Genomic DNA, 17,007 nt, shown 5'->3' with positions numbered 1-17,007 from the left:
GCTGTCAGACAGCACCGGACAGGGAACCGGCGTCACGGTAATGAGTTACCCGCGCTGTGTGAAGTTGCAGTCCCCCTGCGGGGAATAAGGAGTTCTCTTGATTACACACGTAAGCCCTCTCGGGGCCATGGATCTGCTTTCGCAACTGGAAGTGGATATGCTGAAAAGAACCGCCAGCAGTGATCTCTATCAGTTATTCCGTAACTGCTCGCTGGCCGTGCTGAACTCCGGCAGTCAGACTGATAGCAGTCAGCAACTGCTCTCCCAGTTTACCGATTTTGATATCAATGTGTTGCCCCGCCAGCGTGGGGTAAAACTTGAACTGATTAATCCGCCAGAAAATGCCTTTGTCGATGGGCAGATTATCCGCTCACTGCAAGCCAACCTGTTCGCGGTATTACGCGATATTCTGTTTGTTACCGGCCAATTGAATCATTCGCCGCGCTTTCGTGAACCGGCGCAAAAAGATTCAGCGTATATCACCAATATGGTGTTTTCGATTCTGCGAAACGCTCGGGCCCTGCATGTCGGTGAACTGCCGAACACGGTGGTGTGTTGGGGGGGGCACTCGGTCAATGCCGGCGAGTACCAATATTGCCGTGATGTTGGCACCCAGTTAGGGTTGCGTGAATTGAATATCTGTACTGGCTGTGGGCCGGGAGTCATGGAAGCGCCGATGAAAGGGGCAGCAGTCGGCCACGCACAACAACGTTACCGTGATAGCCGCTTTATCGGGCTGACCGAGCCATCCATCATTGCCGCAGAGCCACCGAATCCGCTGGTCAATGAGCTGATCATCATGCCGGACATCGAAAAGCGCCTCGAAGCCTTTGTGCGTATCGCACACGGCATTATTATTTTCCCAGGGGGGGTCGGCACGGCCGAAGAATTACTCTATCTGCTTGGCATTATGATGCACCCGCAGAATCGGCAGCAAGTATTGCCGCTGATCCTAACCGGACCGAAAGAAAGCGCTGATTATTTCCGCGTCCTCAATGACTTTATTGTGAATACCCTCGGCGAGGAAGCCACCCGTCATTATCAAATCATTATTGATGATGCAGCGGAAGTGGCAAAAACCATCAAACAGGCGATGCCCGCGGTAAAAGAATATCGTCGTCAGACCGGTGATGCCTACAGCTTTAACTGGTCCTTGCATATTGAACCTGACCTGCAATTGCCGTTTCAGCCGACCCATGCCAACATGTCTGCGCTCAATCTTAATCAGGATCAGCCAAAGGAGAAACTGGCCGCTGACCTACGGCGAATGTTCTCTGGGATCGTTGCCGGAAATGTCAAAGAGTTTGGCATTCGGGAAATTCGCAATCACGGGCCGTTTAAAATTCACGGTGATGCCGATATCATGCACCGTATGGATGAGATGCTGCAGGGCTTTATCGCCCAGCACCGCATGAAGCTGCCGGGCACGGCCTACGTTCCCTGCTACGAAATCATCAAATAACACGGAGAGTTACCGGCGTAATGCCGGTAACTCTCTGCTGACTAACCGCGTTTCCCCTGACCTGCCGACCATGATGACTTTGCACTTACTGATTATCGATGCCCTTAACCTAATCCGCCGTATCCATGCCGTACAGGGTACCCAATGCCGCACCGGTATCCGCTCTGCGCTACATCAATTGCTGCAACATAGCCAACCGACCCATGTGGTGGCGGTGTTTGATAACCCCCAGCAGCGTGAAGGTTGGCGTCATCAGTTGATGGCCGGCTATAAAGCCGGACGGGCAGAAATGCCAGACGATTTGCGTCAGATGATGCCGGAGTTACAGCAGTTGTTCACCGAGTCAGGGATCCGCTGCTGGCATGCCGACAAAGACGAAGCGGATGATCTGGCGGCGACCTTAGCGACGAAAATGGCACAGGCGGGGCATCAGACTACCATTGTCTCGACCGATAAAGGCTACTGTCAGTTGTTGGCGCCGGACATTCGGATACGGGATTACTTTCAGAAACGTTGGCTGGATGTCCCCTTTATCCGTCAGCAATACGGCGTCACGCCGCAGCAATTACCCGATTATTGGGGACTGTGTGGCATCAGTAGTAGTAAAATCCCAGGCGTGGCCGGTATCGGGCCTAAAAGTGCGGCGGAACTGATCACCGAGTACGGCAGTCTGGAAGCGGTGTTCCAGCACAATGAACAGCTACCAGAGAAATGGCAGAAAAAATTGGCAGGGGCAGAACAGATTGCCCTGCTGTCCAGACAGGTTGCCACACTGGCTACCGGTCTGGACTTACAGGGCAATTTAAGCAGCTTACGTTATCAACCGAGCGGGGAGTAACCCTCAGTCACGCTCATCGCGACGGCCAGGGGTAGCCCCCCAGATACGGCGCACATGCACGGTAATTTCCTCACGATCGTGGTAGAGATGGCGCGCTTGGATCTGCGCGTTAATCCCATTTTCCGTCAGCCGCTCCTGCATCATTTGCAAGTTTTGTGTCACTTCTTCATAACGCTTTTTCATTGGCAGCTTGAGGTTAAAAATCGCCTCGCGGCACCAGCCATTCACCAGCCAGTCAGTCATCAGCGAGGCGACCCGAACCGGTTTTTCCACCATATCGCACACCAGCCAAGTCACGTTACTTTTCGGTGGACGGAATTTAAAACCATCTTCGCGGTAATGCATAACCTGCCCGGTATCCATCAGTGACGGGGCCATAGGACCGTTATCCACGGCATAGACCATCATGCTGCGCTTCACCAATTGATAGGTCCAGCCCCCCGGGCAGGCCCCCAGATCCACGGCATACATGCCGCTGCCCAGGCGTTCGTCCCACTCATCCGGTGGTACAAAGGTATGGAAAGCCTCTTCCAATTTCAGCGTTGAGCGGCTTGGGGCATCGGCTGGAAACTTGAGCCGCGGGATCCCCATAAACAGCGCCGAGTTATTCTCTGGGTAGGAATAACCCACATAGCAGGTACCGGAAGCGATAAAGAAGACATGCACCACCGGACGCTTTGCACTTTCATAGTTCAGCAAGATCCCGGCCTGACGCAGTGCCGCCCGCAACGGCACAGTAAATTTACGGCAGAATTTGAGTAACTCTTTGGCTTCGTTGGTATCCGGCACTTCAACGCGCAGTTCACCGCCCTTCTCCACCGCCCCGGTCAGCATACCGGTGATCGGTGTTACTCGATCCTCGGCCGGCAGATCGCGCAGTAATTCGCCGACTACAATCATCTGGCGGGCAAAAATCAACGACTGGAACGGGATGCTACGGATCAGCTTGTCAGCATCTTCATACTGATAGCATTCAAAGATCACATATCCAGAGTTATCTTTCACCCTGGCAAAACCGAACACTTCCAGTGCGGTGGCACGGGCGGTAATCTCCGCTGCACACTCTTTTTCAAACCCAGTACGACAATAGAGTAAAACTTTATTCATGGCAGTCTGCCCTTTGTTTCAGACGCAGAGCGCCAATCAACATCAATAACCATCCCGCCAGGAAGCATAGACCTCCAAGCGGCGTAATAAATACCCAAAACTTCAGGTGTGTCAGCGCCAGCGCATACAGGCTGCCACTGAATAACACCACACCTAATGCCAATAACCCGGCACTACGCTCAAACCAGCGGCTGGCTGGCCGAATACAGGATAACCCCAAGATTGCCAGTGTATGCCAAGCTTGGTACTCAAGCCCGGTGTGGATCCACGCCATCTCCTGAGTACCAAGGATTTTACTGAGTACATGGGCACCAAAGGCCCCAAAAGCTACCAGCAAAAATCCGCTGATCGCCACAAAGAGTAACTTGCTACGGCTGGACATAATGGATCCCTCATCCTCTTGGCGACGTTGTGTCTTGCTAATCATAACGGAAGCGGAAATTTTCCTGCTCACTGGCAGCCCTTGCCAGGATCCACTGCCTGAAAGCGGCTATTTTACCCAGATCTGCCTGACTGTCATGACAAACCAGATAAAAAGCGTTGTGACTGGCTAAAACATCGGTAAATGGCGACACCAGCCGCCCGCTTTCCAGCTCGCTCTGCACCATGACGTTATTCGCCAACGCAATACCCTGGCCATGGATTGCCGCCTGTAACACCATAGCGGTATGGCTAAAAATCGGTCCCTGCTGCACATTGACCTCTCCCAAACCCAATTGCCGGGTATAGCTCTGCCAATCGCGACGGGAGGCATCATGTAACAAGGTAAAGTTCACCAGATCCGCCGGACTCTTCAGTGCATGTTCACCGGCCAGCAGCGCTGGCGAGCAGACTGGCAGCAGGTACTCGGCATACAGTTTTTCAACTCTTAGGCCCGGCCAGTTACCACGACCGTAGAAAATGGCCACATCCACATCGTCTGCTAACTTGTCCTCTTCGCGATCCACCGCTTGGATACGCACATCGATACCCGGGCAATCCTGATTAAAACTGGAGAGCCGGGGCACCAACCACTGGATAGCGAAACTCGGCAACAGACTGACCGTCAGGGCCCCTTTGGCACTGCGTGCCTGTAATTTGCGGGTCGCGTCATTCAGCGAGGCGAAAATCTCTTTAATATCCAGCGAGTAACTCTGCCCCTCTTCGGTCAATAACAATGAACGGTTACGACGGCGAAACAGTTTCAGTCCCAGAAAATCTTCCAGAGATTTAATTTGATGACTGACAGCAGCCTGTGTCACGAAGAGTTCTTCAGCAGCTCGGGTAAAGCTCAGGTGGCGGGCCGCGGCATCAAAGACTTTGAGGGCATTTAACGGCGGAAGGCGTTTCGACATTTCTGTTCCCGGAGATATCAGCGAAAGAGACCTGACGGCTATCGCCAACAGGCATTAGTTTTTTTTATCCGAGGCATTATAAATTGTCCCTTGAGGAAGCGCCAGCAAATACCTATAGTTCACGCACTTCCTGAGCCGGAACGAAAAGCGACTGACCCTTCATATCAGTGGCTTTTGGCTTTGGGTGGTGATGTTGTGTTTGCATTTGGTCTGTTGTTCAGACCTGATTTATTTCCTGTGATATACCCTGTCTGTCCATAGTTTATATTTTTTCAGCACCGCTTCTAGCGGTGCTTTTTTTTGCCTAAAATATTCAATGCCGAAGATTATGCTGCTGTAGGAAGCTAACGCAGGACAGCCTGTAATAAAGCCAGCTTATCCGAAAGCCAATCGTTTGCGCGTTTTTTTGGGATAGATCCTACTTATGCATAAGCAGTGATAATAAAGGCATAATTAAGCAATAAGCCAAGGGGAGGAAATACAGGAAAGTCTGGGAGGAAAGGCAGCCATGAAGGCTCACAGCTGCCAGAAAACAGGGAGATTACTGACCCATCTCTGTCATTTCTTTCACGTCAGCGCGGTTAATCTGCTGTTTAATGCCATTGCTGTCTTTGTAGACAATCATTCCGGTATCATCATCCACTGAAGGCTTGCCCTGTGCTACGATAGTACGACCATCATTGGTGTGCATCACGTAGTTAGAGGAACAGCCTGCTAGGGTGAAAACCAGAGCGGAAACGGCGAATGCTGCTGCAAGTTGTTTTTTCATTTTATTACTCCTACAGATAAGAATACCTTAAACTGTCAGCTAACCTGCGCGAACGCAGTCCGTGTTGTACCCTATAGACTGGGGTCATCAACATCATGCTGTTACGTGTTTGAAGCCTGCCAATAAAGCATATGACAAATTTTGCTATTTGCCAGCGGCCAGTTTGATTTCAGTCTTATCTTAAATTTATCTGACAAGAGAATGTTATGAATGGTTTTAATGCCGCGGCTTTCCGGCAACAGTTCCCTGCCCTGACCGGTGATGATGTCTATCTCGACAGTGCTGCGACAGCATTAAAACCGCAGGCAATGATCACCGCTATTTCGGAATTTTACCACAGTGCTGGCACGGTCCACCGCAGTCAGCACCGTCAGGCCCGCAAACTTACCGCCGAGTATGAACATACCCGCCAGCAGGTGGCTAGGTTTATCGGTGCCGAAGATGCTCGACAGGTACTGTGGACCAAAGGCACAACTGAATCGATTAACTTAGTTGCTCATAGCTGGCTGGCACCCCGCCTGCAACCAGGCGATGAAATTTTGGTTACTGGGATGGAACATCACGCTAACCTGATCCCTTGGTTAATGGTGGCACAGGCGCATGGCGCTCGGGTCCGCGAGTGGCCGACAGATGCCAACGGATGCTTGGATGAACAGCAACTTTCTGAGTTGATGACCCCCCGCACTCGGCTGTTGGCAATCAGTCAGATGTCGAATGTCACCGGCCTAATGCCGAACTTAACCGCCATTATTGCCACGGCCCAGGCTGCTGGCGTACGGGTGCTGGTGGATGGAGCCCAGGGGATCGTCCATCAGCCGGTGGATATGCGGACACTGGGAGCCGACTTTTATGCCTTTTCTTGCCATAAGCTGTATGGACCGACCGGGCTTGGCGTGCTCTATGTCAGCCCAAGATGTCTGGATGAGATGACACCTTGGCTGGGCGGCGGCAAGATGATCGACCAGGTCAGCTTTGACGGATTCAGTGCCCTACCGGCTCCACAGGGCCTCGAACCAGGGACACCCAACATTGCCGGCGTCTGTGGTTTTGCCGCAACCCTTAATTTTCTCGAGGGGATCGATCTGCGTGCCGCGGCACAGTGGAGTGAGACACTGGCGCAACAGGCCGAACAGCGTCTGGCACAACTGCCGGGGTTCCGCAGTTTTCGTCAGCAGCACAGCTCACTGCTCTCCTTTACGGTTGACGGTATTCATCCGGCCGATATTGTGACCCTATTGGCAGAGCAGAATATTGCTATCCGCGCGGGCCAACACTGCGCCCAGCCGCTGATGGCCGCCCTAGGCTATCCTGATGGCTGTTTACGGGCCTCTTTTGCGGCCTATAATAATGCCCAAGACGTTGATGCCTTGGTGAATGCCGTCACCACGGCAGTTTCTTTGTTAAGTGAGTAACACGATGAGTGCCATTATTGCCCCCCATCCTTTTGGCGATCAAATCACTGAAGCCAGCCTGTTACAGGAATTTTCCGCGTTCAGCCACTGGGAAGAGCGTTACCGCCAGCTGATGCTACTCAGTCGAAAATTACCGCCGCTGCCGGACGCATTGAAGAGCGCCGAGATCGAAATTAGCGGCTGTGAAAACCGAGTATGGCTCGGCTGCCAGCGACTGGACGATGGACGACTGCATTTTTACGGCGACAGTGAAGGAAGAATTGTGAAAGGACTGCTGGCCATACTGTTGACGGTCAGTGAAGGAAAAACCCCCGATCAGATTACACACAGCGATCAACTGGCGATATTCGCCACATTAGGGCTGCAAGATCAGCTCAGTGCGAGCCGCAGCCAAGGGCTAGAAGCCTTGGCTGCGGCGATCCATCAGGCGGCGCTGTCTGCCTGACGCTGTTTGCGGGCAATAAATTTCTTCAGTGCGTGGGACACTGCGATAAAGCCGAAACTGGCGGTCACCATGGTGGCCGCCCCGAAACCGGCGGCGCAATCCATCCGTTTAGGGCCTTCGGCGGTACTGCGTGAGGCACATACCGATCCGTCCGGTTGAGGATAAACCAACGCCTCGGTCGAGAAGACGCAATCAATCCCCAGTTTTCCCTTACTGTTTTTTACTACCGAAAAATCAGATTTCAACCGCTCACGCAGTTTAGCCGCTAACGGATCCTGAATGGTTTTCGCCAGATCCACCACCGATATCTGCGTGGGGTCAATCTGGCCACCAGCACCACCAGTGGTGATCAGCGGAATTTTATTGCGTCGGCAATAGGCGATCAGCGCCGCTTTTGGCCGCACACTGTCAATCGCATCGATCACATAATCAAAGTCTTGGTCCAGCATCTGCGCCACATTCTGTGGGGTGATAAAATCGTCAATCGCCACCACTTCCGCCTCCGGATTGATCTGCCGTAGTCGCTCTGCCATGACCGCTGTCTTTGATTGGCCCACATGGCCACGTAATGCATGGATCTGGCGATTAGTGTTGGTCACACAGACATCATCCATATCGATAAGCGTGATCTGGCCGATACCGGTACGGGCCAAGGCTTCGGCGGCCCAGGAACCCACCCCACCGATCCCCACCACACAGAACCGAGCATCTGCAAACCACTTCATCGCCTGCTGGCCATACAGCCTACCTGTACCGCCAAACCGCTGACGCCAGGCTTCAGTCACTTCCGGCATAATTCCTCTTTATTCTCTCACCACCGAAACAAAGCCAGCCTCGGGAGGCTGGCTTTACTGTCGTTCAGCGGATGTTCAGTAACAACCTTAACGGGTTATCAGCCCGCTACCGGGGGCTGATTTTAACACCCAGACGCGCCCATAGTGATTATAAAAACCAGCCAAGTGGGCAGCTTCTTGCCCAATCCCCTGATAAATATCGAAATGTTGTCCTTTAATTGCCCCACCGACATCTAGGGCAACCATCAGACGCATTTTATAGGAACCGTTAAACTTGCCTTTATTATCCAATTGCGGCACTTCTGCCAGTAAAACGGTACCCGGTGGGATCAGTGCCCGATCGGCAGCCACCGAGGCTTTAGCTACTAAAGGCACTGCACTGGCGCCACGAACTGGGGTGTACTCTTCCGGTTTAAAGAACACAAACGACGGGTTAGTTTCCAGTAACTGACGCACCTCTGTATAAGAGTGCTGCTGCGCCCAGTCACGGATGGCTTGCATCGACATATCTTCGCGTTTCACTTCCCCACGATCGATAAGCTCTTTACCGATACTGTGATAAGCCCAACCGTTTTTACCGCCATAACCAAAGAAGGTCAAAGGCCGTCCGTCACCATAATCAACGTAACCACTGCCTTGAACATCCATCATAAAGTTATCGATTAATGAATTACTCCAGCCAATGACATAACGATTGCTCAGGGCACCCGCATAAATCTCTGCACGGCTTGGCAATTTGTACCCGCGTTTACGCGGCGGCATCCGGTAGATCGGATACTGAAACTCGCCCTGGCGGGTATAACGGGCCTGGATCACCGGGGTATAATAACCAGTAAATTGAACGTTACCGTAATTGTCAGTACCTTCCATCTGCCAAGCATTCAGGCCGTACTGCCGCAGTTGCCGAGTATTTCCCCCTGCCACCAGCCAGTGTTCAATGGCCCGGTAAGTGGTGCTATTGCGGTTGAACAACCCAGAAGACGCCCCCTGGATCTGCCGGACCTGCTCGGCGAAGTCGCGGGCATTCACCGGCGTCCCCTGCGCATTAGGCTGATTTACCAGAGCAAAAGGCTGTTCCAGTTTGCCGTCTTTATATTGTTGTCCGCGATCTGTGGGTTTTGAGGAACATCCGGCCAGTAATGCCAGAAATGCACCCGTCAGTGCATACTTCGCCCATTTTCCTTTCATTAGGTTGCCTTCGCTGAGTTATCTGAGGCGAAGATAGCAGAGGCCGGGTCAGATTTAAATCGTCGACAGGATGCACGCCTCTGATTTACATAAAAAAAGAAAACTGGCGCAAAAACCAGCACCCTATAGCGATTTTTCACTTTTTTTTCATAAATGGGTTGCATCAGAAGCTATGGAGAGTATAGTGCGCATCCACGGACGCGGGGTGGAGCAGCCTGGTAGCTCGTCGGGCTCATAACCCGAAGGTCGTCGGTTCAAATCCGGCCCCCGCAACCAATTCACATTAAGCAGTACCAGTAATATCGCGGACGCGGGGTGGAGCAGCCTGGTAGCTCGTCGGGCTCATAACCCGAAGGTCGTCGGTTCAAATCCGGCCCCCGCAACCAATTATAATGTGAAATAGTATCTGTACGGACGCGGGGTGGAGCAGCCTGGTAGCTCGTCGGGCTCATAACCCGAAGGTCGTCGGTTCAAATCCGGCCCCCGCAACCAATACAATATAAAGCAGTAACAGCACGGACGCGGGGTGGAGCAGCCTGGTAGCTCGTCGGGCTCATAACCCGAAGGTCGTCGGTTCAAATCCGGCCCCCGCAACCAATAAGAAAGCTTATCAAAATCTTTTTGATAAGCTTTTTTTTATGCCTGTTATCCAGCAATCTTCCTTTATGACTGGCTCGCAACCAGGTATTTCTCTCGGTGATCTTCCCGCCTTCCCCTGTCCTCTGTACAGTATTCACCCTTACCGAAGCCTTCCCTGTGCCCTGAGTGAAGTAAGGTTATTTAACAATCAGACTTGCAATGGCCTGCATAAAAGAATAAAAATACATAAAAAGCGAATAACAATTCACCCGGAGATTGCTGTGAAGGAACGTAGTACCGAATTAGTTCAGGGTTTTCGTCATACCGCCCCCTACATTAATGCCCACCGCGGCAAGACCTTTGTCATTATGCTGGGTGGAGAAGCGATCGAACATGCTAACTTCTCCGGCATTGTGAACGATATCGGATTACTTCATAGCCTCGGCATCCGTCTGGTACTGGTTTATGGAGCACGCCCACAGATTGATGCTAACTTGGCCGACCACCACCTAGAGCCGCGTTACCATAAATTTACCCGTGTCACCGATGCGGAATCTCTGGAACTGGTAAAGCAGGCCGCCGGTCGACTGCAGTTAGATATTACTGCCCGTCTATCCATGAGTCTCAACAATACGCCGTTGCAGGGTGCTCATATTAATGTGGTCAGCGGTAACTTCATTATTGCCCAGCCATTGGGTGTTGATGACGGGGTCGATTACTGCCATTCCGGGCGCATTCGTCGCATTGATCATGCCGCGATCCATCGTCAATTAGATAACAATGCCATCGTGTTGCTCGGGCCGGTAGCGGTCTCAGTGACCGGTGAAAGCTTTAACCTCACCTCTGAGGAGATTGCCACTCAGGTCGCCATTAAGCTGAAAGCAGAAAAAATGATCGGTTTCTGTTCCGAACAGGGCGTCAGTGATGAAAATGGTCGCATCATTTCCGAAATGTTTCCTGACCAAGCGCAAGCGCATATTGATCATTTTGCCGGACAAGGTGAATACCTATCAGGTACAGTACGATTCCTACGCGGTGCGGTCCAAGCCTGCCGCAGCGGAGTGCCGCGCAGTCACCTGATCAGTTATCTGGAAGACGGAACCCTGTTACAGGAGTTGTTCTCCCGTGACGGTATCGGTACCCAGGTGGTAATGGAGTCTGCCGAGAAGATCCGTAAAGCCACTATCGATGATATTGGCGGTATCCTAGAACTGATCCGTCCGCTGGAAGAACAAGGGATCTTGGTACGCCGCTCTCGCGAACAACTGGAGATGGAGATCAGTAAGTTCACCGTGGTGGTTCGCGATAATCTCACTATTGCCTGTGCCGCACTCTACCCTTTCCCAGATGAGAAAATCGGTGAGATGGCTTGTGTGGCGGTCCACCCGGAATACCGCAGTTCTTCACGGGGAGAATTGCTGCTGCAGCATATCTGTCAGCAAGCAAAAACCATGGGGCTTGAGAAAATTTTCGTCCTGACGACCCGTAGTATCCACTGGTTCCAAGAACGCGGATTTATGCCGGTGGACATCGAATCCCTGCCGGAAACGAAAAAGAAAATGTACAACTATCAGCGTCGCTCTAAAGTGCTGATGCTAAGCCTAGTGTGATCCTGCCGCAAAGGTCCCTAACAATGGGACCTCTGCAAGTAGACTCAGGTTTCTCTGCGCAGTTGTTCACTTAATCCGCTACGTCGGCGGGTGCGGGAACGTATCGCCCGGCTGAAAAGTTGCTCATCACTGTAGAGGGTCAGCTGCCGACGCGCACGGGTGATCGCCGTGTAAACCAGTTCTCGGGTCAACACTGGACTGAACTGTGCCGGTAACACCAGCGCGGTATGCTCGAACTCGGACCCCTGCGACTTATGGACGGTCATCGCCCAAGCCGTTTCATGGGGCGGCAGACGGCTCGGCTGTACCGCTTTAATATTGCCATCAGGCAACATAAAGTGGGCTTTCAGTTGTTGTTGATCATCAAACAGCAGCACACCGATATCTCCATTAAATAGTCCCAGCGAACTGTCATTACGGGTGATCATCAGTGGCCGTCCTGGATAGAGATGAGCCGCCCCTCCTACTGGGGGTAAACGTCCCTGCTGGCGCAGACGCTGCTCGATACGCTGATTAAGCCCGTTGACCCCAAACGGCCCTTCCCGCAACGCACAGAGTAACTGGTAACGACCGAACTCTCGCAGTATTTCCGCTGCATCACAGCGCTGTTTCACCTTTTCCAACACTGGTGCATACCCAGCGCTGATATCCTCTAGCATTGACTGCCACTGCTCCTTCGAGGAGAGCGGTAACAGACGGATATCACCGAACCCCTGCTGACGGACAGCTTCCACACGACGGACATCTCCGTGATTAACGGCCTCCGCCAATTGACCGATACCCGAATTGGCATCAAAGCGGTAACTGTGTTGAAGCAGACAAAGGCTATCCCGCACCGTCGGTGCCTCGGCAATGGTTTTACCAGTAAGGCTAGCACCGGTCAGGGCATTTAGCTCTGCCGCCCGGGATGCGCTGTAACCATATTCGGCATTACGACAAATATCACCGAGTACCGCCCCCGCTTCCACCGAAGCCAACTGGTCACGGTCACCAAGAAAGATCACCCGAGCGTGGGGCGGTAGCGCTGCTGTCAGCGCTGCCATCATGGTGAGGTCGACCATTGAAGCTTCGTCCACCACTAATACATCCAGGTGCAGCGGGTTACCGGCATGATAACGTAACTTACGGGTCGCTGGACGGGCCCCCAGCAGACGGTGCAGGGTGGTCGCTTCCGCGGGAAAACGGGCTTTTAAGGAGGCGTCAACCGGCAGCGCCTGTAGGGCTTTCCCTAAAGACTCCGTCAAACGTGCCGCGGCCTTACCGGTAGGCGCTGCCATGCGGATACGCAGCGCCGTGGGTTCCAGCAGTAATAACGCCGCCAGTAGCCGGGCAACCGTGGTGGTTTTACCGGTTCCCGGACCACCGGAAATCACCGAGTATTGACGGGTCAGTGCCACGGCGGCGGCAACCTTTTGCCCGTTATCTCCCTCTGCGCCAAACAGCCGGTCAAGAACCTGCCGGACCTGCCCCGCATCCCCCGGGATTGAGGATTGACCGGCTGAGAAAAAATCGGCGACCTGTCGCTCACTGAACCACATACGGTGCAGGTACAGTTTCTCCGCAGAGAGTACCAACGGTGCTGGTTGAGCGTCGCGGCTCAGGGCTGACCAGCCTTCGAGCATCGTAAGCCATCCGGCTGCGGTGCGGGGTGCCTCAGCAGCCTCCCATAATGCTTCGGCCAGCATCTGTTGACGGCCTGAAAATAGCTCCTGCGGTGATAACAGCGACAGTGGTAAACAGACATGGCCTTCACCGGTACTGCTGCTGACACACGCCGCCGCCAGGCGTCGGGCAGCACTGTGCCCCTCTTCTACCAGTTCCGCAAAGCGTAGGTCGAGGGAACGGAACATTTGCAGCTCTTGCGCCTGTTTCAGTAACGTTTCAAACTCACTCATGGTCACCCTCTGTGCCGGTAAACAGGCGGTCTAACTGTTGAATAAACTCCGGTTGCGGACGGGTGAAGAACACCCCATTGCCTGCGGACTCGCCCCCCATCCCGCGAAGAAACAGGTAATAGACGCCCCCGAAATGCTGTTGATAATCGTAATCGGCAATACGGTGGCCCAGATAGCGATGCAAGGCCAGGGTATACAGCTGGTACTGCATATCGTAGCGATGGTCGATCATCGCCTGCGCCATGGCCTCTGGGGTGTAAGCGTCACTGTTTTCCCCTAGCCAGTTAGATTTGTAATCCAGTAAATAATATTTCCCTTGCCAGCGGAACACCAAGTCGATAAAGCCTTTCAGCATGCCTTTTACTTGGTGAAAATCCACCGCCGGGGCCTGACCCGATAACGGATCATACTGCTGCATCATGGCATTGAGGGCCTGCGGTTGCAGTAACTGGCCGATAGGCAGATAGAACTCCATTTCCACCAGCATCTCTTGCGGTGACAGTGCCGACAGGCTCAGTCCCTGATCAGACAGCGGCGTGCTCAACGCCTGGGTCAACCAATGACTGAGCACCGGCACCCAATATTCAGGATAACCGTAAGCGGCGACCTGCTCTGCCAGCCAGCCTTCATCTATCGGTTGGGTAAAATCCAGTTGCTCAAACAGGCTATGCATAAAGGTGCCGGGGCCAGCGCCCCTCGGGAAATCATGGGCGGTAAGTGCGGTAGGCTCGGCGGACTGCTGCTCTCCCGCCGCATCAATATCAAAGCCAGGCATCATCTCTGACCAGCGACTGCTGTGATGTTTCTGCAGCCCCGAATAACTGGTCACTCGCCAGAAATCATTCAGTGTCCGTGTGACCCGGCGGCTACTCAGTTGCGGGTCCGCCGGACGACTATCGCTAAACGACGGCACATCACTGTCTTCGGTGATCTGCACGGCAATGTCGTTATCGCAAATATCTGCCAAACAGTGACGTAACTCCTCAGCGGTCAGTGCTTCCCCTTTCTGTAACAGATAGCCGATGGCACTATGGTGCAGATCAGTCTGACCTTCCAGTTTGCGGTTACCACGGAATAACGGCGCGATACCGATACTGCAGTGCCATACCGAGCGGGTCAGCGCCACATACAGCAGACGTAAATCTTCCGCAAGACGCTCTTCTTCGGCAAGGAGCAAACTGTCGGGTTGCTTATTCAGATCCAGCACCGCACCGAAGCTATCACGATCATGGTAGAGAGCGGCATCGGTGGGACGATAGGCGGCGACAAACGGCAGCCACACCAGCGGATATTCAAGACCTTTGGATTTGTGGATGGTCACGATCTGCACCAGATGACGATCACTTTCCAAGCGTAGCTGCTGGTTGCCTCCGTTAAGATCCGGCCTCAGGATCTGCCGCGACAGATAACGTACCAGTGCATGGGGGCTGTCCAGCTCTGCCGCAGCTTCTTGTAGCAATTCGCTGAGATGCATAATATCCGTCAACCGCCGTTCTCCCCCCTCACAGGCCAGTAGGTTTTCGGCCAATTGCTGGCGGATCATCAGTTGGCGCAGCATCGGTAAAATCCCCGATTTACGCCACAGTTGCTGCCAGCCAGCAAAACGATCGGTCATCGCATCCCAGGCATCGCTGTCCTGACTGATCGCTTCCAACTCTGCGGCACTGAGCCCCATGACTGATGTCGATAATGCGGTACGCAGTAAACGCTCCTGCTCCGGTGCTAGGATTGCCTGTAACAGCCACAACAACTCCCGCGCCTCCGCGGTCTGGTAGACGCTATCACGCCCGGAGAGATAAACCGAGTGGATACCTTTATTTTGTAACGCCTCGCGGATCAACCTCGCTTCCTGACGACTGCGCACCAATACGGTGATATCTGCCGCAGTTACCGCTCGCCGCTGCTGCCCATCGACAAAGTAGGCGGTTCCCTGCTGCCCAGCGGTCAGCCAGCGCGCGATATCGGCAGCGGCCTGGCGGGCCATCAACTGCTGATAGTCACTGACTTTGATCCCTTCGGTGTGTGGGATCCAGAAGCGCATCGCCGGTTGAGTGTCGCCGTCAAACTCCAGCCGTAGTGACTGATTTTTGGTGGCAGAGGCCACCGGCAAAAACGGGATCTGTTGGAAGATAAATGGGTTCTGGCTACCGGAAAACAACCGGTTGACACTGTTGACCATTGACGGGGAAGAGCGCCAGTTGGTGCCGAGCGTATAGTGTGCGCTGACATCGTTACGCGCACCAATATAGGTAAAAATATCGGCGCCGCGAAACGCGTAAATAGCCTGTTTAGGGTCACCGATCAACAGCATCGCTGTCTCCGGCTGCTGGCGATAAATCGCACGGAAAATCCGGTATTGCAGCGGGTCGGTATCCTGAAATTCATCGATCATCGCCACCGGGTAGCGCTGACGTACAGAAGCGGCCAGTGCTTGCCCAGCCTGTTGGCCGAGGGCGTGATCAAAGCGACTCAGTAAATCATCAAAACTGAGCAACGCCTGCTGACGTTTTTGTGCTGACAAAGAGACACGGATTTCACGCAAGCCATGGCAGACCAAACAGTCATACAGCCCCGGCGGTGTTTGCAGAAAGTCGTCTATCTGGCTGAATAGCGGATGCTGTGGGACCTCCCCTTTTTTGGTTTTCTCTGTGAGGACCGATTGCCGAAACCGTTCCAGCTCTTTGGGGATCAGATAATCCTCTACCGGGGCCTGTGCCCACTCGCTGACGGCGGTGACCCAGTTGGGAAGGTGCTTAGCACTGTAACTGCGTTTATCCACCCCCGAATTCTGGATCAGTGGCAGAAGATCTTCAGATGCCTCGATCCAGGCCAGCTTGATCCGAGCGATCTGCGCTATGTTATTTTCATGCCGCTCACTCAGGCTTTCGTTATCATCGGGGGCCGGAACAATGGCTGGCATCTCCCCCTGTAGCCAAGGTTGCAGGGAGGCCAACAGATGCTCTGGGCCGCTGAACACTCTCAGGACTTCACGCGCGGCCTGTTCAGATAACGGGTAGCAATAACGTCGCCAGAAATCCGCCGCCGCCTGACTGAGCAGCGCCTGTTCGTTCTCCACCAGCTGTTGCTCAAACAGCATGCCCGATTCAAAGGCATTCATATTCAGCATACGCTGACAGAAGCCGTGGATGGTATACACCGAGGCGCTGTCCATCTGCCGTTCGGCAGCCAGGAGTAATTCTGCGGCCTGTTGCAGGTCACTGATTTGTTCCAGCAAGCTTTGCCACAGTGAAGGCAACGGCGTCGCGGAGGCCTGCTGGCGCAGACAGGCTACCCGTAGGTCGTGGATATTGCTGCGGATACGTCCACGCAGCTCTGCGGTGGCCGCTTCGGTAAAGGTCACCACTAAAATCTCTTCGACGCTCAACGGCCGCGGAAAGGCATGCTCGCCGCCAAGCCCCAGTAACAGGCGCAGATAAAGAAGACCAATGGTAAAGGTTTTTCCGGTACCGGCAGAAGCCTCGATCAGTCTTTCTCCCTGTAGGGGCAGAACTAACGGGTCCAGGGCTTCAGTCTGTTGCACATTCATCAGTTAATACTCATCAGGTTAGTCAGG

13 protein-coding genes and 4 tRNA genes are annotated in these 17,007 nt (G+C 53.5%); 9 read left to right on the top strand and 8 right to left on the bottom strand.

Annotated elements, in window-relative coordinates; genetic code table 11:
• Nucleotides 1–97: 97 nt before the first annotated feature.
• Both ppnN and xni read left to right on the top strand, forming a co-directional pair.
• Complete coding sequence (gene ppnN, locus DW47_RS0100980) at nucleotides 98–1,462, top strand: nucleotide 5'-monophosphate nucleosidase PpnN (RefSeq protein WP_029684451.1); 1,365 nt, start codon at nucleotides 98–100, stop codon at nucleotides 1,460–1,462.
• A 73-nt stretch (nucleotides 1,463–1,535) separates the two neighbouring features.
• On the top strand, nucleotides 1,536–2,300 hold the full coding sequence (xni, locus tag DW47_RS0100975; protein WP_029684450.1) for a flap endonuclease Xni: 765 nt from the start codon (nucleotides 1,536–1,538) through the stop codon (nucleotides 2,298–2,300).
• Between the two features lie 3 nt (nucleotides 2,301–2,303).
• Here xni and rlmM read toward each other — a convergent pair whose 3' ends face one another.
• From rlmM to DW47_RS0100955, 4 genes are all read right to left on the bottom strand, one after another.
• The gene (rlmM, locus tag DW47_RS0100970) at nucleotides 2,304–3,407 is read right to left on the bottom strand and encodes a 23S rRNA (cytidine(2498)-2'-O)-methyltransferase RlmM (protein WP_029684449.1); all 1,104 of its coding nucleotides are present in this window, start codon (nucleotides 3,405–3,407) and stop codon (nucleotides 2,304–2,306) included.
• Nucleotides 3,400–3,789 carry a DUF423 domain-containing protein gene (locus DW47_RS0100965; RefSeq protein ID WP_029684448.1) on the bottom strand — a complete coding sequence of 130 codons (390 nt, stop codon included), beginning with the start codon at nucleotides 3,787–3,789 and terminating at the stop codon, nucleotides 3,400–3,402. The genes rlmM and DW47_RS0100965 overlap by 8 nt, the downstream gene beginning before the upstream one ends.
• A 37-nt stretch (nucleotides 3,790–3,826) precedes the next feature.
• A complete protein-coding gene (locus tag DW47_RS0100960) occupies nucleotides 3,827–4,741 on the bottom strand; it encodes a transcriptional regulator GcvA (RefSeq protein ID WP_029684447.1) in 915 nt (304 codons plus the stop codon).
• A gap of 541 nt (nucleotides 4,742–5,282) precedes the next feature.
• Nucleotides 5,283–5,510 carry a YgdI/YgdR family lipoprotein gene (locus DW47_RS0100955; protein WP_029684446.1) on the bottom strand — a complete coding sequence of 76 codons (228 nt, stop codon included), beginning with the start codon at nucleotides 5,508–5,510 and terminating at the stop codon, nucleotides 5,283–5,285.
• 206 nt (nucleotides 5,511–5,716) lie between these two features.
• Here DW47_RS0100955 and csdA point away from each other — a divergent pair, with 206 nt between their 5' ends.
• Nucleotides 5,717–6,922 (top strand): cysteine desulfurase CsdA, encoded by a 1,206-nt coding sequence (gene csdA, locus DW47_RS0100950; protein WP_029684445.1) that lies wholly within the window; start codon nucleotides 5,717–5,719, stop codon nucleotides 6,920–6,922.
• A 4-nt stretch (nucleotides 6,923–6,926) separates the two neighbouring features.
• Nucleotides 6,927–7,367 carry a cysteine desulfurase sulfur acceptor subunit CsdE gene (csdE, locus tag DW47_RS0100945; RefSeq protein ID WP_029684444.1) on the top strand — a complete coding sequence of 147 codons (441 nt, stop codon included), beginning with the start codon at nucleotides 6,927–6,929 and terminating at the stop codon, nucleotides 7,365–7,367.
• Here the strand turns inward: csdE and tcdA are convergent.
• Nucleotides 7,346–8,161, bottom strand: a complete 816-nt coding sequence (gene tcdA, locus DW47_RS0100940) for a tRNA cyclic N6-threonylcarbamoyladenosine(37) synthase TcdA (protein WP_029684443.1) — start codon at nucleotides 8,159–8,161, stop codon at nucleotides 7,346–7,348. The genes csdE and tcdA overlap by 22 nt on opposite strands.
• Nucleotides 8,162–8,248: 87 nt before the next feature.
• Complete coding sequence (mltA, locus tag DW47_RS0100935; protein WP_051150787.1) at nucleotides 8,249–9,349, bottom strand: murein transglycosylase A; 1,101 nt, start codon at nucleotides 9,347–9,349, stop codon at nucleotides 8,249–8,251.
• A 199-nt stretch (nucleotides 9,350–9,548) separates the two neighbouring features.
• On the opposite strand from mltA, the gene DW47_RS0100930 reads away from it, so the two are divergent.
• The 5 genes from DW47_RS0100930 (at nucleotide 9,549) to argA (ending at nucleotide 11,538) form a co-directional block, all read left to right on the top strand.
• Nucleotides 9,549–9,625: transfer RNA gene (locus tag DW47_RS0100930), tRNA-Met, on the top strand.
• Nucleotides 9,626–9,658: 33 nt separating this feature from the next.
• Nucleotides 9,659–9,735: transfer RNA gene (locus tag DW47_RS0100925), tRNA-Met, on the top strand.
• 29 nt (nucleotides 9,736–9,764) lie between these two features.
• Nucleotides 9,765–9,841: transfer RNA gene (locus DW47_RS0100920), tRNA-Met, on the top strand.
• A 28-nt stretch (nucleotides 9,842–9,869) separates the two neighbouring features.
• A tRNA-Met gene (locus DW47_RS0100915) sits at nucleotides 9,870–9,946 on the top strand.
• 263 nt (nucleotides 9,947–10,209) lie between these two features.
• Nucleotides 10,210–11,538, top strand: a complete 1,329-nt coding sequence (gene argA / locus DW47_RS0100910) for an amino-acid N-acetyltransferase (protein ID WP_029684441.1) — start codon at nucleotides 10,210–10,212, stop codon at nucleotides 11,536–11,538.
• A 44-nt stretch (nucleotides 11,539–11,582) separates the two neighbouring features.
• Here argA and recD read toward each other — a convergent pair whose 3' ends face one another.
• Entirely contained in the window at nucleotides 11,583–13,433 is a 1,851-nt protein-coding gene (gene recD, locus DW47_RS0100905) for an exodeoxyribonuclease V subunit alpha (RefSeq protein WP_029684440.1), read from the bottom strand.
• Nucleotides 13,426–16,980, bottom strand: a complete 3,555-nt coding sequence (gene recB / locus DW47_RS0100900; protein WP_029684438.1) for an exodeoxyribonuclease V subunit beta — start codon at nucleotides 16,978–16,980, stop codon at nucleotides 13,426–13,428. The genes recD and recB overlap by 8 nt, the downstream gene beginning before the upstream one ends.
• Nucleotides 16,981–17,007 lie beyond the last annotated feature (27 nt).

It is taken from the genome of Tatumella saanichensis (assembly GCF_000439375.1).
GTDB classification, from domain to species: Bacteria; Pseudomonadota; Gammaproteobacteria; order Enterobacterales; family Enterobacteriaceae; genus Tatumella; species Tatumella saanichensis.
The sequence above is the reverse complement of the archived record's forward strand: the minus strand, read 5'-3'. Positions and strand labels throughout refer to the sequence as shown.